At 50.6% G+C, this 18,619-nt stretch carries 9 protein-coding genes and 3 rRNA genes; 5 read left to right on the top strand and 7 right to left on the bottom strand.

The genetic code is table 11. From position 1 onward, the window contains the following. Positions 1–91: 91 nt before the first annotated feature. The 3 genes from dcuB to E4Z61_RS14980 all read right to left on the bottom strand — a co-directional run bounded on the left by dcuB (position 92) and on the right by E4Z61_RS14980 (position 4,529). Positions 92–1,432, bottom strand: a complete 1,341-nt coding sequence (gene dcuB, locus E4Z61_RS14990; RefSeq protein ID WP_135323463.1) for an anaerobic C4-dicarboxylate transporter DcuB — start codon at positions 1,430–1,432, stop codon at positions 92–94. A gap of 749 nt (positions 1,433–2,181) precedes the next feature. After that, entirely contained in the window at positions 2,182–2,901 is a 720-nt protein-coding gene (dcuR, locus tag E4Z61_RS14985) for a two-component system response regulator DcuR (RefSeq protein ID WP_135323462.1), read from the bottom strand. Beyond that, positions 2,898–4,529, bottom strand: a complete 1,632-nt coding sequence (locus tag E4Z61_RS14980) for a sensor histidine kinase (protein WP_135323461.1) — start codon at positions 4,527–4,529, stop codon at positions 2,898–2,900. The genes dcuR and E4Z61_RS14980 overlap by 4 nt, the downstream gene beginning before the upstream one ends. 613 nt (positions 4,530–5,142) lie before the next feature. On the opposite strand from E4Z61_RS14980, the gene E4Z61_RS14975 reads away from it, so the two are divergent. The 4 genes from E4Z61_RS14975 to E4Z61_RS14960 all read left to right on the top strand — a co-directional run bounded on the left by E4Z61_RS14975 (position 5,143) and on the right by E4Z61_RS14960 (position 11,934). Further along, positions 5,143–6,682: ribosomal RNA gene (locus E4Z61_RS14975) — 16S ribosomal RNA — on the top strand. A 232-nt stretch (positions 6,683–6,914) separates the two neighbouring features. Continuing rightward, a 23S ribosomal RNA gene (locus E4Z61_RS14970) occupies positions 6,915–9,824 on the top strand. A gap of 92 nt (positions 9,825–9,916) precedes the next feature. Beyond that, positions 9,917–10,032: ribosomal RNA gene (gene rrf / locus E4Z61_RS14965) — 5S ribosomal RNA — on the top strand. The 16S, 23S and 5S rRNA genes sit together here, the layout of an rRNA operon. A gap of 195 nt (positions 10,033–10,227) precedes the next feature. Further along, positions 10,228–11,934 carry a SulP family inorganic anion transporter gene (locus tag E4Z61_RS14960; protein ID WP_135323460.1) on the top strand — a complete coding sequence of 569 codons (1,707 nt, stop codon included), beginning with the start codon at positions 10,228–10,230 and terminating at the stop codon, positions 11,932–11,934. A gap of 67 nt (positions 11,935–12,001) precedes the next feature. Here E4Z61_RS14960 and E4Z61_RS14955 read toward each other — a convergent pair whose 3' ends face one another. From E4Z61_RS14955 to E4Z61_RS14940, 4 genes are all read right to left on the bottom strand, one after another. Next, entirely contained in the window at positions 12,002–13,066 is a 1,065-nt protein-coding gene (locus E4Z61_RS14955) for a sugar phosphate isomerase/epimerase family protein (RefSeq protein WP_135323459.1), read from the bottom strand. Positions 13,067–13,137: 71 nt separating this feature from the next. After that, positions 13,138–14,091, bottom strand: a complete 954-nt coding sequence (locus E4Z61_RS14950; protein WP_135323458.1) for a substrate-binding domain-containing protein — start codon at positions 14,089–14,091, stop codon at positions 13,138–13,140. Positions 14,092–14,157: 66 nt separating this feature from the next. Continuing rightward, complete coding sequence (locus tag E4Z61_RS14945) at positions 14,158–15,141, bottom strand: ABC transporter permease (RefSeq protein ID WP_135323457.1); 984 nt, start codon at positions 15,139–15,141, stop codon at positions 14,158–14,160. Then, a complete protein-coding gene (locus E4Z61_RS14940; RefSeq protein ID WP_135323456.1) occupies positions 15,122–16,609 on the bottom strand; it encodes a sugar ABC transporter ATP-binding protein in 1,488 nt (495 codons plus the stop codon). The genes E4Z61_RS14945 and E4Z61_RS14940 overlap by 20 nt, the downstream gene beginning before the upstream one ends. Positions 16,610–16,932: 323 nt before the next feature. On the opposite strand from E4Z61_RS14940, the gene E4Z61_RS14935 reads away from it, so the two are divergent. Continuing rightward, positions 16,933–18,498 (top strand): MltF family protein, encoded by a 1,566-nt coding sequence (locus E4Z61_RS14935; protein WP_135323455.1) that lies wholly within the window; start codon positions 16,933–16,935, stop codon positions 18,496–18,498. The last annotated feature ends 121 nt before the right edge of the window (positions 18,499–18,619 follow it).

Raw genomic sequence — 18,619 nt, 5'->3', positions numbered from 1 at the left:
TTCCAGCCTTTTCTTTTTTATCAGAACCGTAAATTGTTCTGCATCTTTTGAGTGGCGTGCCGTTCAAAAGTGAACGGCACGCGAAGTGTGATTACAGGAAACCGTACATTGCAGCGAATACCCAGCCAAATACGCAGGATACGCTTACGCCGATCAAACCAGGCAGAATGAAGCTGTGGTTAATGACGAAGCGGCCAATGCGGGTGGTGCCGGAACGGTCAAACTGAATGGCCGCCAGGTCGCTCGGGTAGGTCGGCAGAATGTAGTAACCGTAGCATGCCGGAGCAGAGGCAACGATGTACGCTGGATCAACGCCGATAGCCAGCGCGACCGGCACGATAGCCGCCAGCGCCGCAGCCTGGGAGTTTACAAACTTGGAGACCAACAGCAGGATAACCGCATAGGCCCACGGATATTCTTTCACCATCTCGCCCAGTACGCCCTGAATTTCAGACATATGCGCGCCGAACATGGTTTCCGCCATCCAGGCAATACCGTACACCGCTACAATCGCGATCATACCTGAACGGAAGACTTCATTTTTAGAGATAGATGCGGGGTTGGTTTTGGTCAGGATGATAATCAGTGCGCCGGTCAGCAGCATGAACATCTGGATAACCAGGACCATTGACAGCGGTTTGCCGCCGAAAGAAGGACGCAGTTCAGATACTGCGCCGAGCACGGCAACGACAGCGATAGCGGCCAGGAAGATCCACATTGCCAGCCAGTTGCTCTTAGGCAGCTTCTTGTCTAACAGCGTGGCGGTGTCGCCATAGACATAGTGGTGGTTTTCAGGAACGGAAATAAACTTCTGAAAATCTTCGTCTTTATCCAGATCTTTACCACGGAACCAACTGAAGATACCGATCGCCAGAATACCCAGCAGGGTAGAGGGGATGGTGATAGCGAGCAGATCGAGGAATTCGAGGTGCTTGCCTTCAAACGTCACGTTACCCAGCATCGCGACCAGTGATACCACGGCCACGGAAACTGGGCTGGCAATGATACCCATCTGCGCACCGATAGAACTCGCCGCCATCGGACGTTCCGGGCGGATATTGTTCTTAATCGCTACGTCATAGATGATAGGCAGAATGGTGTACACCACATGTCCTGTACCACAAAGAATGGTCAGAACGCAGGTTACAAATGGCGCAACAATAGAAACATATTTTGGGTTACGGCGCAGCAGCTTTTCAGCAATTTGCAGCATAACGTCAAGACCGCCGGAGGCCTGTAAGGTTGCGGAGGCCGCCACCACGGCAATAATGACCAGCATAACGTCTACAGGCGGCTTACCCGGCTGGAGATGGAAAACGAAAACCAGAATGACCAGACCGATACCGCCTAACAAACCCAGTGCGATACCGCCCTTTCTGGCACCATAAAACAAACATATTAATATTATAAGAAGTTGTATACTAAATAACATTTTATTTACCCTCGCGAAAAAACCAGTCAATTTTTGATAAATGGATCTGTGCCACATTCTTTTATGCTGGAATAAGCATCAGAAAGCGGTCAATATTCGGTATGTCCGTATTTGCGATTAATATTCAAATGTCTGGCTAAAAAAATTAAACGTTATTGGAAATATTTAGCTTTTTTCTGTGGCTTTGTTCAGAGGAGGGAATCCTCAGGCGATGGGAAGCAGAGCTTGTTATGAAGAGCGTTGGCTGACGTTGTAATGTAGGCTCGTTGTCCCGGCTTTCCGGAAACTTATCGTTAGCTTTACGTTTCCTACTATTACGTGAACCACCGTCAGAATGGGTGAGTGCATTATTTATGTGATCACGCTCACGCCAATTCATGATGCTATGAGGTCGGCGAACGGATACTTTTATTTGCTCACAAAAATGTACGGTGTCCATAGTACGTAGCATGTTCTCCATTGCTACCGATATAGATTTTTTATGTCTGGTTAATTTCAGACTAATCCTTTAGGGGTAAAAATACACATTCTGCGAGTTAGATAATACTTAATTAACTTTTGTTAGTGATTTTGAAATTAAAAACAGTGTGATGCTTGTCAATAATAAAATAGGACATTAACATGTTGGATACAATTATATTTGATCTAACACAAATTTAGTATTTTGCAGTGTCAGACAGCAATGAAGGGATTTTTCATTATTTTAATAATTGTTACTTTTATATAACGAATAATCCCCGTAATGCTGATTATTGGCAGTATTGTTTTAGCAGCGAATAATGTTCAGCCTGAACACGGTAGCGATAAACCGGTCTGCCAGTAACACCGTAATGGATACTGGTAAATAAGATGTGACAATTGACTAGCCAGATGAGGTACTTGCGGCAAGAGACGCGCGAGATATTGACTTCGTTTGCCAATTCATCAGTCGAGAACTCCTGATCCTGGTGCTCATCAATCCATTGGCACAGGGTACGTAATGTTTGAGGCGTCAATCCCTTAGGTAAGCGCCGCGTTTCCTGCTCGCTGGAGGAACTGCCGTGAATCAGTTGATCAAGCTCCGACTGTTCATAATACTGATGCTTTTCCATTTCCGTCTTTTTGTGCAGCCAGCCGGTGAGCGCTTCTTCAAAACGGGAAGCCTGGAACGGTTTTATCAGGTAGTCAACCACCCCGTAGTGGAGTGAGTCTTTGATGGTGGTGGCGTCGGCGGCGGAAGAGATGACAATGACATCACACTTACAGCCTTCGCTGTGCAAAACGGGCAGAAGATCCAGACCGTTTTCTTTCTGCATATAAATATCCAGCAAAATCAGGTCGATATGATGCTCGCCATGAAAGAGTATCTCTTTGGCCTTTTCTAGCGTAGAGGCTGTCCCACAGCAATGAAAACCGGAGAGTTGCGCTACATATCGGCGATTTAGCTCCGCTACCATTGCGTCGTCATCGACAATTAAGACATTGATCATCTGCTGGCCCTCTCACCATTCCACGGTAACTGTACAAAAAATTGGGTGAAGATCCCAGGTTCAGATTCGACGGAAATATTGCCGCCAACGCTTTCAACCTGCTGTTTAACAAGCGCTAAACCAACGCCCCGTTCGCTTCCTTTTGACGAGACGCCTTTCTCAAAGATGTGGTCAATGCGATCGGGAGCAATCCCCGGACCATCGTCATTAACTTCGCAATGCAACCAGCCGTGTCGATAATGTAAGGATACGCTGATTTCACCACCGACTTCTTGACCTAACGCTTCCAGTGCGTTTTCAATTAAATTCCCCAGAACGGTAATCAGTACAGTCACTTGATCTTCATTACTGTTTTCCGGCAATTGACTTTCATTGCTAATGACAAGGGTATGACCTAAATCGGATGTGCGATTAATCTTACTGAGTAAAAATCCCGCGATAACCGGGGATTTTATTTTTCCCAGTAATGAGCCGATTTCTTCCTGATAGTTGTTGGCTGTTTTAATTATATAAGTTTCCAGCTGCTTATAACTTTTCAGGTGCAATAATCCCAGAATCACGTGTAACTTATTCATGAATTCGTGGGATCGTTCACGAAGTGCATCAGCATAGTTGACCATGCCATCCAATCGTTGCATCAGTTTACGGACTTCAGTTTTGTCTCTGAACGTAGAAATAGCACCGATGATTTTACCGTTGCTGAGTACCGGCACGGTATTGATCAATAGTAGCCTGTCTTTTACGGTGATCTCTTCATCGCGCCGTGGTGTTCCATCACGTAATACCTCAGACAAATCGACCACCCGTGACCACGCATGACTGAGCGTGGAGAGTTGTGCATCGTCTTGTGATTTGTGGTAATCAAGCAGTTCCTGTGCCGCCTGGTTTATCAGCGTCACTTCGCCACTGTCGTCAACGGCAATAACGCCTTCCTTTATAGAGTGCAGCATCGCCTGGCGCTGTTCGAATAGGTTGGATATTTCGTAGGGCTCGAGGCCAAACAAAATGCGTTTGAGAACTTTGACGAATATCCATGTACCGAGTAGCCCCACGAGTACGCCAAATAAGATGGACCAGATGATGCTGCCGCGACTGTTATTGATTTGTTCAGCAACTCTGCTTAGCTCAAGACCGATCGCCACGACGCCAATTTGGCGGTGGTTTTCGTCATAGATGGGGGTAAACACGCGCAGTGCTTTAGCCAGAAAGCCGCGATTAATTGCAACGTTCTCTTTTCCTTGCAGCGCCAGCAAAATATCGTCGCCTTTAAAGGGCTGGCCGATTCGCTGCGCTTCGGGATGAGAATAACGGATACTTTGCATGTTCGTGACGACGATGAACAAAAAGTCATTACTTTGATTCACCGCCTGAGCAATCGCCTGAATGCCACTCTCTTTGGGGGCTTTCTGTAAGCCCAGACGGATTTCCGGAGAGTCAGCCAGCGTTCGCGCCACCGCCAGGGCTTTGTCTGCTAATGCGTCACGCGTCATATTGCTAATTTGTGAGAAGTAAATCAGATGCACGACCAGCAGTACGGAGAAGAGTACGGCACTGACCATGAGGATCACGGTAGTGCCGAGTTTCATCGGGCGTTTGCGTATAGAAGTACGTTGCAGAGCGTTTCTCATCACTGTCCTGGAATCACTGATTGTACGGGTATTATCGCCTGATGAAATGCGTAATTCAAAGGTGGTAGGGCGATTATGGGGCTACTGCCGTTTGCTCTTCTTATATATAGAGTAGAAAAAGGGTGTGCGTTGATTCCCCTCCTATATAGAGAATTCCAGGCGCGATTTGCACTCTTCTTCTTGATGTGAGGTTGGGAATTTCGACGGCTTTGTGGATAACTCTGTGTGTAAATAGGTATAAGGCGGGGTTTTGCTGTGGAATGCAGCAGTCAGTCATTTTTCTGTCATTTAAGGGTTGCGGGCGTCAGGAAACTCCCTATAATGCGCCTCCATCGACACGGCGGATGTGAATCACTTCACACAAACAGCCGGTTCGGTTGAAGAGAAAAACCTGAAAATAAGAGGTTGACTCTGAAAGAGGAAAGCGTAATATACGCCACCTCGCGACAGAGCGCTAAAGCGCGTCGCAACTGCTCTTTAACAATTTATCAGACAATCTGTGTGGGCACTCGAAGATACGGATTCTTAACGTCGCAAGACGAAAAATGAATACCAAGTCTCTGAGTGAACATACGTAATTCATTACGAAGTTTAATTCACGAGCATCAAACTTAAATTGAAGAGTTTGATCATGGCTCAGATTGAACGCTGGCGGCAGGCCTAACACATGCAAGTCGAACGGTAGCACAGAGAGCTTGCTCTTGGGTGACGAGTGGCGGACGGGTGAGTAATGTCTGGGAAACTGCCCGATGGAGGGGGATAACTACTGGAAACGGTAGCTAATACCGCATAACGTCGCAAGACCAAAGAGGGGGACCTTCGGGCCTCTTGCCATCGGATGTGCCCAGATGGGATTAGCTAGTAGGTGGGGTAACGGCTCACCTAGGCGACGATCCCTAGCTGGTCTGAGAGGATGACCAGCCACACTGGAACTGAGACACGGTCCAGACTCCTACGGGAGGCAGCAGTGGGGAATATTGCACAATGGGCGCAAGCCTGATGCAGCCATGCCGCGTGTATGAAGAAGGCCTTCGGGTTGTAAAGTACTTTCAGCGAGGAGGAAGGTGTTGTGGTTAATAACCGCAGCAATTGACGTTACTCGCAGAAGAAGCACCGGCTAACTCCGTGCCAGCAGCCGCGGTAATACGGAGGGTGCAAGCGTTAATCGGAATTACTGGGCGTAAAGCGCACGCAGGCGGTCTGTCAAGTCGGATGTGAAATCCCCGGGCTCAACCTGGGAACTGCATCCGAAACTGGCAGGCTAGAGTCTTGTAGAGGGGGGTAGAATTCCAGGTGTAGCGGTGAAATGCGTAGAGATCTGGAGGAATACCGGTGGCGAAGGCGGCCCCCTGGACAAAGACTGACGCTCAGGTGCGAAAGCGTGGGGAGCAAACAGGATTAGATACCCTGGTAGTCCACGCCGTAAACGATGTCGACTTGGAGGTTGTTCCCTTGAGGAGTGGCTTCCGGAGCTAACGCGTTAAGTCGACCGCCTGGGGAGTACGGCCGCAAGGTTAAAACTCAAATGAATTGACGGGGGCCCGCACAAGCGGTGGAGCATGTGGTTTAATTCGATGCAACGCGAAGAACCTTACCTACTCTTGACATCCAGAGAACTTAGCAGAGATGCTTTGGTGCCTTCGGGAACTCTGAGACAGGTGCTGCATGGCTGTCGTCAGCTCGTGTTGTGAAATGTTGGGTTAAGTCCCGCAACGAGCGCAACCCTTATCCTTTGTTGCCAGCGGTTCGGCCGGGAACTCAAAGGAGACTGCCAGTGATAAACTGGAGGAAGGTGGGGATGACGTCAAGTCATCATGGCCCTTACGAGTAGGGCTACACACGTGCTACAATGGCATATACAAAGAGAAGCGACCTCGCGAGAGCAAGCGGACCTCATAAAGTATGTCGTAGTCCGGATTGGAGTCTGCAACTCGACTCCATGAAGTCGGAATCGCTAGTAATCGTAGATCAGAATGCTACGGTGAATACGTTCCCGGGCCTTGTACACACCGCCCGTCACACCATGGGAGTGGGTTGCAAAAGAAGTAGGTAGCTTAACCTTCGGGAGGGCGCTTACCACTTTGTGATTCATGACTGGGGTGAAGTCGTAACAAGGTAACCGTAGGGGAACCTGCGGTTGGATCACCTCCTTACCTTAAAGAAACGTTCTTTGTAGTGTCCACACAGATTGTCTGATGAATGATGAACTTCTAAATGTACTTCCGAGTGCATTAAGAAGTTTTGCTCTTTAAAAATCTGGATCAAGCTGAAAATTGAAACGACACACTGTGTCTGTTCTCCGTAATAAGAACAGATAAGCGGTGTGTTCGAGTCTCTCAAATTTTCGCAACGCGGAATGTTTTACGAAACATCTTCGGGTTGTGAGGTTAAGCGACTAAGCGTACACGGTGGATGCCCTGGCAGTCAGAGGCGATGAAGGACGTGCTAATCTGCGATAAGCGTCGGTAAGGTGATATGAACCGTTATAGCCGGCGATTTCCGAATGGGGAAACCCAGTGTGATTCGTCACACTATCATTACGTGAATACATAGCGTAATGAAGCGAACCGGGGGAACTGAAACATCTAAGTACCCCGAGGAAAAGAAATCAACCGAGATTCCCCCAGTAGCGGCGAGCGAACGGGGAGCAGCCCAGAGTCTGAATCAGCATATGTGGTAGTGGAACGGTCTGGAAAGTCCGACGGTACAGGGTGATAGTCCCGTACACAAAATCACACATGCTGTGAACTCGAAGAGTAGGGCGGGACACGTGGTATCCTGTCTGAATATGGGGGGACCATCCTCCAAGGCTAAATACTCCTGACTGACCGATAGTGAACCAGTACCGTGAGGGAAAGGCGAAAAGAACCCCGGCGAGGGGAGTGAAAAAGAACCTGAAACCGTGTACGTACAAGCAGTGGGAGCCTTGATTTATCAGGGTGACTGCGTACCTTTTGTATAATGGGTCAGCGACTTATATTCTGTAGCAAGGTTAACCGTATAGGGGAGCCGAAGGGAAACCGAGTCTTAACTGGGCGTTAAGTTGCAGGGTATAGACCCGAAACCCGGTGATCTAGCCATGGGCAGGTTGAAGGTTGGGTAACACTAACTGGAGGACCGAACCGACTAATGTTGAAAAATTAGCGGATGACTTGTGGCTGGGGGTGAAAGGCCAATCAAACCGGGAGATAGCTGGTTCTCCCCGAAAGCTATTTAGGTAGCGCCTCGTGAACTCATCTTCGGGGGTAGAGCACTGTTTCGGCTAGGGGGTCATCCCGACTTACCAACCCGATGCAAACTACGAATACCGAAGAATGTTATCACGGGAGACACACGGCGGGTGCTAACGTCCGTCGTGAAGAGGGAAACAACCCAGACCGCCAGCTAAGGTCCCAAAGTCACAGTTAAGTGGGAAACGATGTGGGAAGGCACAGACAGCCAGGATGTTGGCTTAGAAGCAGCCATCATTTAAAGAAAGCGTAATAGCTCACTGGTCGAGTCGGCCTGCGCGGAAGATGTAACGGGGCTAAACTGTGCACCGAAGCTGCGGCAGCGACACTATGTGTTGTTGGGTAGGGGAGCGTTCTGTAAGCCGTTGAAGGTGGCCTGTGAGGGTTGCTGGAGGTATCAGAAGTGCGAATGCTGACATAAGTAACGATAATGCGGGTGAAAAACCCGCACGCCGGAAGACCAAGGGTTCCTGTCCAACGTTAATCGGGGCAGGGTGAGTCGACCCCTAAGGCGAGGCCGAAAGGCGTAGTCGATGGGAAACAGGTTAATATTCCTGTACTTGGTGTTACTGCGAAGGGGGGACGGAGAAGGCTATGTTAGCCGGGCGACGGTTGTCCCGGTTTAAGCATGTAGGCGGAGAGTTTAGGTAAATCCGGACTCTTATTAAACGCTGAGGTGTGATGACGAGGCACTACGGTGCTGAAGTAACAAATGCCCTGCTTCCAGGAAAAGCCTCTAAGCATCAGGTAACACAAAATCGTACCCCAAACCGACACAGGTGGTCAGGTAGAGAATACCAAGGCGCTTGAGAGAACTCGGGTGAAGGAACTAGGCAAAATGGTGCCGTAACTTCGGGAGAAGGCACGCTGATACCAGGTGAAGCGACTTGCTCGTGGAGCTGAAATCAGTCGAAGATACCAGCTGGCTGCAACTGTTTATTAAAAACACAGCACTGTGCAAACACGAAAGTGGACGTATACGGTGTGACGCCTGCCCGGTGCCGGAAGGTTAATTGATGGGGTTATCCGTAAGGAGAAGCTCTTGATCGAAGCCCCGGTAAACGGCGGCCGTAACTATAACGGTCCTAAGGTAGCGAAATTCCTTGTCGGGTAAGTTCCGACCTGCACGAATGGCGTAATGATGGCCAGGCTGTCTCCACCCGAGACTCAGTGAAATTGAACTCGCTGTGAAGATGCAGTGTACCCGCGGCAAGACGGAAAGACCCCGTGAACCTTTACTATAGCTTGACACTGAACACTGGTCCTTGATGTGTAGGATAGGTGGGAGGCTTTGAAGTGTGGACGCCAGTCTGCATGGAGCCAACCTTGAAATACCACCCTTTAATGGCTGGTGTTCTAACGTAGACCCGTGATCCGGGTTGCGGACAGTGTCTGGTGGGTAGTTTGACTGGGGCGGTCTCCTCCTAAAGAGTAACGGAGGAGCACGAAGGTTAGCTAATCCTGGTCGGACATCAGGAGGTTAGTGCAAAGGCATAAGCTAGCTTGACTGCGAGAGTGACGGCTCGAGCAGGTGCGAAAGCAGGTCTTAGTGATCCGGTGGTTCTGAATGGAAGGGCCATCGCTCAACGGATAAAAGGTACTCCGGGGATAACAGGCTGATACCGCCCAAGAGTTCATATCGACGGCGGTGTTTGGCACCTCGATGTCGGCTCATCACATCCTGGGGCTGAAGTAGGTCCCAAGGGTATGGCTGTTCGCCATTTAAAGTGGTACGCGAGCTGGGTTTAGAACGTCGTGAGACAGTTCGGTCCCTATCTGCCGTGGGCGCTGGAGAATTGAGGGGGGCTGCTCCTAGTACGAGAGGACCGGAGTGGACGCATCACTGGTGTTCGGGTTGTCATGCCAATGGCATTGCCCGGTAGCTAAATGCGGAAAAGATAAGTGCTGAAAGCATCTAAGCACGAAACTTGCCCCGAGATGAGTTCTCCCTGACTCCTTGAGAGTCCTTAAGGAACGTTGAAGACTACGACGTTGATAGGTCGGGTGTGTAAGTGTAGCGATACATTGAGCTAACCGATACTAATGAACCGTGAGGCTTAACCTTACAACGCCAAAGGTGTTTTGGTGAAGAGACACGATTTTCAGCCTGATACAGATAACATCAGAACGCAAAAGCGGTCTGATAGACAGAATTTGCCTGGCGGCTGTAGCGCGGTGGTCCCACCTGACCCCATGCCGAACTCAGAAGTGAAACGCCGTAGCGCCGATGGTAGTGTGGGGTCTCCCCATGCGAGAGTAGGGAACTGCCAGGCATCAAACAAGTGAAGAAGCCCATCCTGCCGGATGGGCTTTTTTGCGTCTGTATTTTTTGTCCCGTCCGGCCTGAGTATCCCTTCATCCTGCCCGTGAACGACACAGATTTCCTGTTTTACTGTGAAAATATCAGCCTCGACCGCGACGCCACCGTGTATCTTTATCTCTAAGCGAGGAGATATTCGGAGAATAACGTGTTCGGAAACGTTTTATTAAACTACATGCCAGGGCTAAAGCATTTATTAGCGTATGAAAAAAGCTGGCTAAAACATGATGTTAAAGCTGGATTGTCTGTTGCTGCTGTCGCGCTTCCGGTTGCTATTGCTTATGCTGAATTAGCGGGGGTAGGGGCTATCGTAGGGTTGTATTCCTGTGTTCTCCCGATGATATTTTACGCGCTGTTTGGCTCTTCCCGTCAGCTAATTGTTGGCCCTGATGCTACCACCTGCGCGGTGATTGCAGCGGTTGTGGTTCCTCTGGCTGCAGGAAATCCCGAACTTCACTGGCAACTGACGATCGTCATGACATTGATGATGGGAGGATGGTGCCTGCTTGCCAGTAAATTTCGCCTGGGTGCTCTTGCCGACCTGCTTTCCCATCCCATTCTGACAGGGTTGCTTAACGGTGTTGCCGTGACGATTATTGTCGGGCAATTCGGCAAGGTTTTGGGGATCTCGCTAAATGAAGAACAAGTGATTGAGAAAATTATTGCGCTACCGGGCCGTATTTCAGAGAGTCATTTATTAACCGTAGGGATATCACTCTTAACATTAGCTATTTTAATGGTTATCAAAACCTTTCGTAGCCATTGGCCAGCACCTTTGATTGCCATTGTGATAACCACGGCATTGGTATGGAGCACATCTGCGCAACAATATGGTATTGCCACTATTGGGGGTAATGGCTTCCAGTCTGGTCTGCCCGTTGTTCACTGGGGAGCATTCCAGCCTGCTCTGATGCGTGATTTAGTTATCCCGGCGCTGAACCTGGCGTTAGTCAGTTTTGTTAGCCTGATGCTGACCGCGCGCAGTTTCGCCGCCAGGAATGGGTATGAAATTAATGCTGATGCTGAGTTCAGAGCGTTGGGTATCGCGAATATCATGTCTGGCTTATCTCAGGGATTTGCTATTAGCGGAGCCGATTCCCGGACTGCGGTTAATGATTCCAGTGGGGGAAAAAGCCAACTGGTTTCCGTGGTTGCCGCGTTAATCATTGGCATCGTTGTGGTGTTTTTCACCCAGCCCTTACAATATATTCCGGTCGCTGCATTAGGCGTTGTTTTAATTTATGCATCCTGGTCATTGATTGATTTACGAGGGCTCTGGAGTCTAAGGCGAAGAAATAAGCAAGCTTTTCGCCTGGCCTGTTTTACTTTTGTCTGTGTTTTAATTATCGGCGTGATCCAGGGTATCGGCCTTGCAGTGTTACTTGGCCTGTTACAGTTCCTGCGTACCGTCTTTCGCCCCACTGAACACCTGTTAGGCACTGATGAAAATGGAATGATCCACTCATTAGGGAATACCACCGATGTAAAAATGATCCCCGGCGTGCTGATGTATCGATTTAACTCGCCGTTGACCTATTTTAATGTGGCCTATTTTAAACGACGTGTATTGAATTTAGTCGATGGTGCAGTGCTACAACCGAAATGGGTGGTTATTGACGCCGTTGCGTGTTTCACCTATTCAGATATTAGTGTCTTAGCCACAATTAGTGAATTAAAGCGTGACCTGAAAGCGCGGCAGATTAAGTTAATCCTTGCGGGCAGAAAAACAGAATTAACGCGCTGGTTTAAGGACAGTCGGCCAACCATGAAAGATGATGATCTTATTTTGGTGCCAGATCTCTATCTGGCGCTACGACTCATTCAAAGCAAAGAGAGTATGAATGAGGGGGTATAAGAGGATATTGAGTCAACCCGATGCGCGGTAGTCGCAGCTCGTAGCGATCATCCCGTCGGGCGGCGATTCATGTTTTCGCCCCTATCCCCAGCAGAGTGGATAACTGAGCAGGATTGAGGTGGCTATCGGCAAAGTCATCGAAGGCATGTTCCGCCACCCGAATAATATGCTGGCGAATAAACTGTGCCCCTTCAGCAGCGCCGCTCTCGGGGTGCTTAAGGGCGCACTCCCACTCGAGCACGGCCCAGCCTGAAAAGTCATACTGGGTCAGCTTCGAGAAAATAGCCCCAAAGTCGATCTGACCATCACCCAGAGAGCGGAAACGCCCTGCACGATCCTGCCAGCCCTGATACCCTCCATACACCCCGTGACGTCCGGTGGGGCGGAACTCGGCATCTTTCACGTGAAACGCTTTAATGCGTTGATGGTATATGTCGATAAATGCCAGATAATCAATTTGTTGCAATAAGAAATGGCTGGGGTCATAGAGAATATTAGCTCGTGGATGCGCATCCAGTGCCGCCAGAAAACGTTCGAACGTCACCCCATCATGCAGATCTTCACCAGGGTGCAGCTCATAACAAACGTCAACGCCCTGCTCATCAAAGGCATCCAGGACAGGGCGCCAACGGCGTGCCAGCTCAGCAAAGGCTTCATCGATAAGCCCTGTCGGTCGTTGGGGCCAGGGGTAAAGGTAAGGCCAGGCGAGGGCGCCGCTAAAGGTCGCATGTGCCGTTAACCCGAGACGTTGAGAGGCCTTCGCCGCTGCCTTCAGTTGATTAGCCGCCCACTCGGTACGTGCAGTTGGGTTCTTCTGCACTTCGGGGGCAGCAAATGGGTCAAACAGAGAATCATAGGCCGGATGCACTGCCATCAACTGCCCCTGCAAGTGTGTTGAAAGCTCCGTAATGACGAGCCCATGCTCTGCCAGTTGTCCGGCGACCTCGTCACAATAGGTTTGACTCTGTGCTGCCTGGTTCAAATCAAACAGATGGGGATGATTCGTCGGGAGTTGGACACCGTGGAACCCCAGACCAGCGGCCCAGCCAGCTAATCCCTGCAATGTATTGAAGGGAGGATGCTCACCAATAAATTGTGCAAGAAAGACAGCCGGTCCTTTAATGGTTTTCATGTGCTGCTCCTTCATCATGCGGTGATAGTGGATGTTGCAGGGTGCTCAACACACCCCGCAGGGAGACAAACTCAGAACGGCGAATCAGGGAAGTAGAACTCTTTGGCATTCTCTTTGGTGATTAACACCGAAGGAATAATGGTTTTGGCGGGCAGTTCTTTGCCCTGCAGGCGTGCCTCTGCGGTCAGTTTGATCGCATCGTAGATAAACTTGGGTGAATAAGAGACATTAGCCTGGATGCGTGGATCGCTTCCCTCAATTAACGTTTTGATCGCCCCTTTGGCACCTGCGCCACCAAAGACGATTTTGATGTCATCACGTTTGGCCTGGTTAATGGCCTTGAGCACGCCTACCGCCATATCATCATCGGCAGCCCAGACGGCATCGATATGCTTGTAGCGTGTCAGGTAGTCTTGCATCACTTTGAAGGCATCATCCCGGTTCCAGTTGCCATATTTGGCATCTAGAATTTTCATATCAGGATGTTGTTTTATCACCCCAGAGAATGCCTCAAAACGCTCATTATCCAGTGTGGTCGGAATACCGCGCAAGACGACCAGATCGCCTTTGCCACCCATGGTCTTCGCCAGATATTCGGCAGGCAGTTTACCAAAGGCTGTGTTGTCACCAGCGACGTAAGCATCCTGGGCTTTGGTGTCGGTCAACCCTCTGTCAACGACCGTGACATACACGCCTTTTTCTTTAACCTGAGCCACTGGCTTGGTCAGCGTTGCGGATTCAAACGGGAAAATTACCAAGGTATTCATTTTGTTCACGGTCAACAAATCCTGCAGCTGGTTAGCCTGCTCGGGGGCGTTGGCGGCCGTTTTCACGATGACCTTGAGATCAGGATGTTCCTTCTCTAAATCTTGTTTGGCCTTGTTGGCCCACCAGACAATACCGGAGGTGAAGCTGTGGGTAGCTGTAGGAATAGAAACACCCATAGTTACACTCTCTGCCGCCCAGCTAGTGTTGAGCGAACACGCAAGGACACTGGCACCAATAATGCGAAGCACGTTATTCATCGAGTTATCTCCAGTTAATCGAACGGTTTGCCCGCGTGCCCGCGGATTTCCTCTGTTACCACTACCTCAGCGCCCACGTTGCAGAAACGCGACGATAATAATCACCACCCCCTGAACGGCGGCGTTGAGATAAACGCTGATGATGCTGGTGAGATTAAGAATGTTACTGATCACGGAAAGCAGGATGGCGCCGATCACCGTACCGACAATGCGGCCTTCGCCTCCCTTGAGGGTCGTCCCGCCCACCACGACGGCAGCGATCGCTTCCAGCTCCCACAACAAGCCGGTACTCGGTGTGGCGGAGCCCAGTCGTGGAACATAGAGTAAGGTCGCGATCCCTACACAGAAACCGAGCAGCGCATAAGCGAAGATTTTGATACGATCGACGCGGATCGCGGCATAACGAGCGACTTGTTCGTTCGAACCGATGGCCTGAGCGTAGCGGCCAAAAGCAGTGCGGTTGAGTAACAGCCAGCCCGCCAGCGCCACGATGGCAAACACCCATACCGGAATAGGCACGCCGAGCAAATTGCCGTAATAGACAGGGCTGTAGATATCCGCCTGCGTGTCAGCGAGAGTGAGTGCGCCCCCATCGGCCAACCAGGTGAGGCAGGCCCGAAAAATACCCAGGGTGCCCAGAGTGACGACAAAAGCTTCGATTTGTCCTTTGGTAATTAAAACGCCATGTAAGGTACCAAACAGTGCGCCCAGCACCAGAGCAAACAGCGCCCCCAACACGACGCCAGCCAGAGGGTGATCGGTGAAGTGATTAATAAACAGGATCACGCAGCCAGCGATCAGTGCCGCCATGGAACCAACCGAAAGATCGATGCCACCGGACATAATGACAAAGGTCATGCCCACGGCAATGATGCCGATGAAAGCCGTGCGGGTCAGCACATTCATCATGTTATCGAAGGTGGCAAAATCCGGGTTAAGCAGGGTGCCAGCGACACATAGCAGAATCAAGCCAATCAGCGGGCCAACTCCCGAAAGATGCGCCCAGGTGCGGCGGAAAACCAGAAAACGATCAGCAGGTACCGGTGGCATAGGTGATCAGCTCCTTTTCGTTCAGGTTCTCTGCACTAAGCTCTGCCTGCAACCGCCCCGCACGTAACACCAGTACGCGATGGCACAAACCGATTAGTTCAATCAACTCGCTGGAGATGACGATTACGGCTCGTCCTTCTGCTGCGAGTTGTTGAATCAAAAAATAGATGTCCCTTTTGGCCCCTACATCGACGCCACGGGTAGGTTCATCAAGCACGATGATGTGCGGGTCCGGGTGCAGGTATTTGGCAAGCGCCAGTTTTTGCTGATTCCCCCCAGAAAGCATGCGTGCCCTGGCGCTAAGATCGCCTACTTTTAGCCCAAAGACCGTTACCGCCTGCTTAAGCGCCTCCTGCTCAGCGTGTTGATTGAGTAAAGGCCTGGCGTAGCGATCCAAGGTCATCAGCGTCAAGTTTTCGCTTAGCCCGAGGTTGATATGTAAACCTTTGCCTTTGCGATCTTCCGGCAAATAGGTGAGGCCCTGACGCATGACATCGCGTGGGTTATCGCACTTCACTGTTTTTCCCCCCAGCTTCACTGTACCGGCGCTACGTGGTCGCAGCCCGATGATCGCTTCAAAGGCCTCAGTGCGTCCGGCACCCACCAGACCGGCGAAGCCGAGGATCTCACCCGCGCGCACGTTAAAGCTGAGCTCATCGATCCAGTCAGGTACTGACAACCCTTCAACGGCCAGAGCAATGGGAGCCTCGCTGGCAGGTGAAACCTTCGGAGGAAACATGTCGGACATGTCACGCCCTACCATCAGGTTTGCCATCTGTTGGCGCGTGAGATCGGCGGTGGCGGCACGGGTAACGAAGCGGCCATCGCGCATCACGATAACCTCATCGGTGATGCTTTTGACCTCATCAAGTTTGTGAGAGATATAGATGACGGTAACCCCATTTTCCTTAAACTTGCCTATCAGCGCGAATAATCGCTCTGTTTCTGCGGGTGTCAGCGTGGCGGTAGGTTCGTCCATGATCAATAAACGCGCCTGGCGTGATAATGCTTTGGCGATCTCGACTAACTGCTTTTCTGCGACGATCAGCCGTCGTATCAGCGTATTCGGTGAGATTCTGAGACCCACCTCGGTAAGACAGTGCGCGCTCGCTTTTTCCATCGCGCGCTCATCAAGTAGCCAGCCTCGTTTGTATTCATGACCGAGGAAAATATTCTGGGCAATCGAGAGGTGTTCGGCTAGATTGAATTCCTGATGGATCAATACGATACCGGCTTGCTCTGCCTCACGAGAAGAACGAAAGTGGCGGGCTGTGCCGTCAATACGCAGCTCTCCTTCACTGGCCTGCTCGTAACCGGCGAGGATTTTCATCAGGGTTGATTTACCGGCACCGTTTTCCCCTAACAGGCCGTATATTTTTCCTGGTGCCAGCGTAAAACTCACCCCATGCAACACGCGCACCGGGCCAAATGCTTTGCAGATATCGACAAATTCAATGGTGAGGCTCACAAGAACATTCCTTGTGTATTTCGGTGCATGCCATGATAACGGGGTCTTTTCCCCACCCCCGGAGCCTGGTTCATCCCCTCCCGCGCTGTGTCGCTTATCCCCATCATTCTCACCCGATGTTGTCGTTTGTCTCCCGAATTTGAGTGCAGTGCACAAGGAATAAAAATGCAAGTCAGCACAATGATTTCTGCCGGGCGGCGCAATATTTGGGATTTTAAACGCGTCAGAAATGACGTAACGCAGTTTCAGGAAACTGACGAAGTGCAACAGAGAGCTTCGGCGTTGGCTAAAATGGATAGATGCACCATGCGGAGTCTCGCGCCATGAATGCCCTCTCTGTTCGCCATATTTTCATCGCTCTTATTGCCGCTTTGCTGCTCGGCTTCCCCTTGCTTGCTGTTTCAGTTGAGCAAAATCAGCCTCAGCAGGAGCCACGAGAAGCACTTGAAGTTAATAAGGATGAGTTGCTGCAACCCTGGGTGGGCGATCTGCCAGGGATGGTCGACCGCCGGGTGATCCGGGTACTCACGACCTACAGCAAGACGTTCTTTTTCATCAATAAAGGAACCCAGCGCGGCGCCACCCATGACATGTTTATGGCGTTTGAACGCGAATTCAACGCCAAATTATTGAAGGAGGAGAAGCTAAAACAACACCACCTTAAAGTACGCATTATCTTTGTGCCGGTGGCGCGTGATCAGCTGTTCGCGGCTCTCAACGAGGGACGGGGAGATATCGCAGCCGCAAATCTGACCATCACTCCGGACCGTCAGAAACGTGTGGATTTCACTATCCCCCTGTATCTCAATGTCCAGGAACTGCTGCTCTCGGGCCCCAGTTCTCCTACGGTCAAGACCCTGGAGCAACTCTCCGGCAAGACGGTATTTGTGCGCCTTTCATCAAGCTATTACGAAAGCCTGAAGGCGCTTAACGTACGCTTTGCTAAAGCGTCGCTTCCCCCTGTTGTTCTCGAAGTCGCACCTGAGTCACTTGAGGACGAAGATCTTATCGAGATGCTGAACGCCGGTCTCATTCCGCTGATCGTCGTCGATCGCCATAAAGCTGAATTCTGGAAACAAGTATTTCCAAAAATTCAGATACATGAAGACATTGTGTTGCGTAATGATGCCAATATCGCGTGGGCAGTACGCAAAAATAGCCCAGAACTTCTGGCGTTGCTGAATGACTTCGTTAAGGAAAATGGCCAGGGCAGCAAGCTGGGTAACACCATTTTGTTTCGTTACCTGAAGAGCGCAGAATACGTTAAAAGTGCAGCGGCTGAGAAAGAGCGTCGCAAGCTGCTGAAAATGGTTTATTTATTCAGAAAGTATGGGGGGCGCTATGATGTAGATTGGCTGCTGATGGCTGCTCAAGGTTATCAGGAGTCGCGGCTCAACCAGTCGGCCCGCAGCCATGTCGGTGCCATTGGCGTGATGCAGGTGATGCCGCGTACGGGCAGGGAACTGAAAGTGGGCGACATCCGTAAGCTGGATCCCAATATCCATGCTGGGGTGAAATATATGCGATGGATGATAGACAGTTACTACGGTGATGAGCCAATGACTCAGCTTGATAAGGCGCTCTTCGCATTCGCCTCTTACAACGCGGGTGCGGCCCGCATCGCCCGGTTACGCGCCGAAACAAAGACGCGTGGCTTTGACCCTGATGTCTGGTTTGGTAACGTAGAATATCTGGCAGCTGAGCGGATCGGCGCCGAGACCGTCACCTATGTGAGTAACATCTACAAGTACTACATCGCCTATCGACTCATCATGGACGAAGTCGCGCGTAAAGCGAAAGACGCGGGGGAATCACGGAGTGAACCTGCCCCGGCACAAGCCAACAAGGCCACCGAAAGAGTGAGAAAATCGACCGCAGATAAATTGTGATGAGCAAGGTTATGTCAGGACGACCAGAAATCTACCGGTACCTTGAAAAGCAAAAACCCAGCCATAGGCTGGGTTCTTTAAATAGTGGTGCCGGACTCGGAATCGAACCAAGGACACGGGG

Origin of the sequence: Citrobacter tructae (assembly GCF_004684345.1) — a bacterium.
GTDB lineage: Bacteria > Pseudomonadota > Gammaproteobacteria > Enterobacterales > Enterobacteriaceae > Citrobacter > Citrobacter tructae.
The sequence above is the reverse complement of the archived record's forward strand: the minus strand, read 5'-3'. Positions and strand labels throughout refer to the sequence as shown.

Coding starts and splice junctions, on each gene's coding strand:
- dcuB (WP_135323463.1), bottom strand. CDS start 1,432: ATGTTATTTAGTATACAACTTCTTATAATATTAATATGTTTGTTTTAT.
- dcuR (WP_135323462.1), bottom strand. CDS start 2,901: ATGATCAATGTCTTAATTGTCGATGACGACGCAATGGTAGCGGAGCTA.
- E4Z61_RS14980 (WP_135323461.1), bottom strand. CDS start 4,529: ATGAGAAACGCTCTGCAACGTACTTCTATACGCAAACGCCCGATGAAA.
- E4Z61_RS14955 (WP_135323459.1), bottom strand. CDS start 13,066: ATGAAAACCATTAAAGGACCGGCTGTCTTTCTTGCACAATTTATTGGT.
- E4Z61_RS14950 (WP_135323458.1), bottom strand. CDS start 14,091: ATGAATAACGTGCTTCGCATTATTGGTGCCAGTGTCCTTGCGTGTTCG.
- E4Z61_RS14945 (WP_135323457.1), bottom strand. CDS start 15,141: ATGCCACCGGTACCTGCTGATCGTTTTCTGGTTTTCCGCCGCACCTGG.
- E4Z61_RS14935 (WP_135323455.1), top strand. CDS start 16,933: ATGAATGCCCTCTCTGTTCGCCATATTTTCATCGCTCTTATTGCCGCT.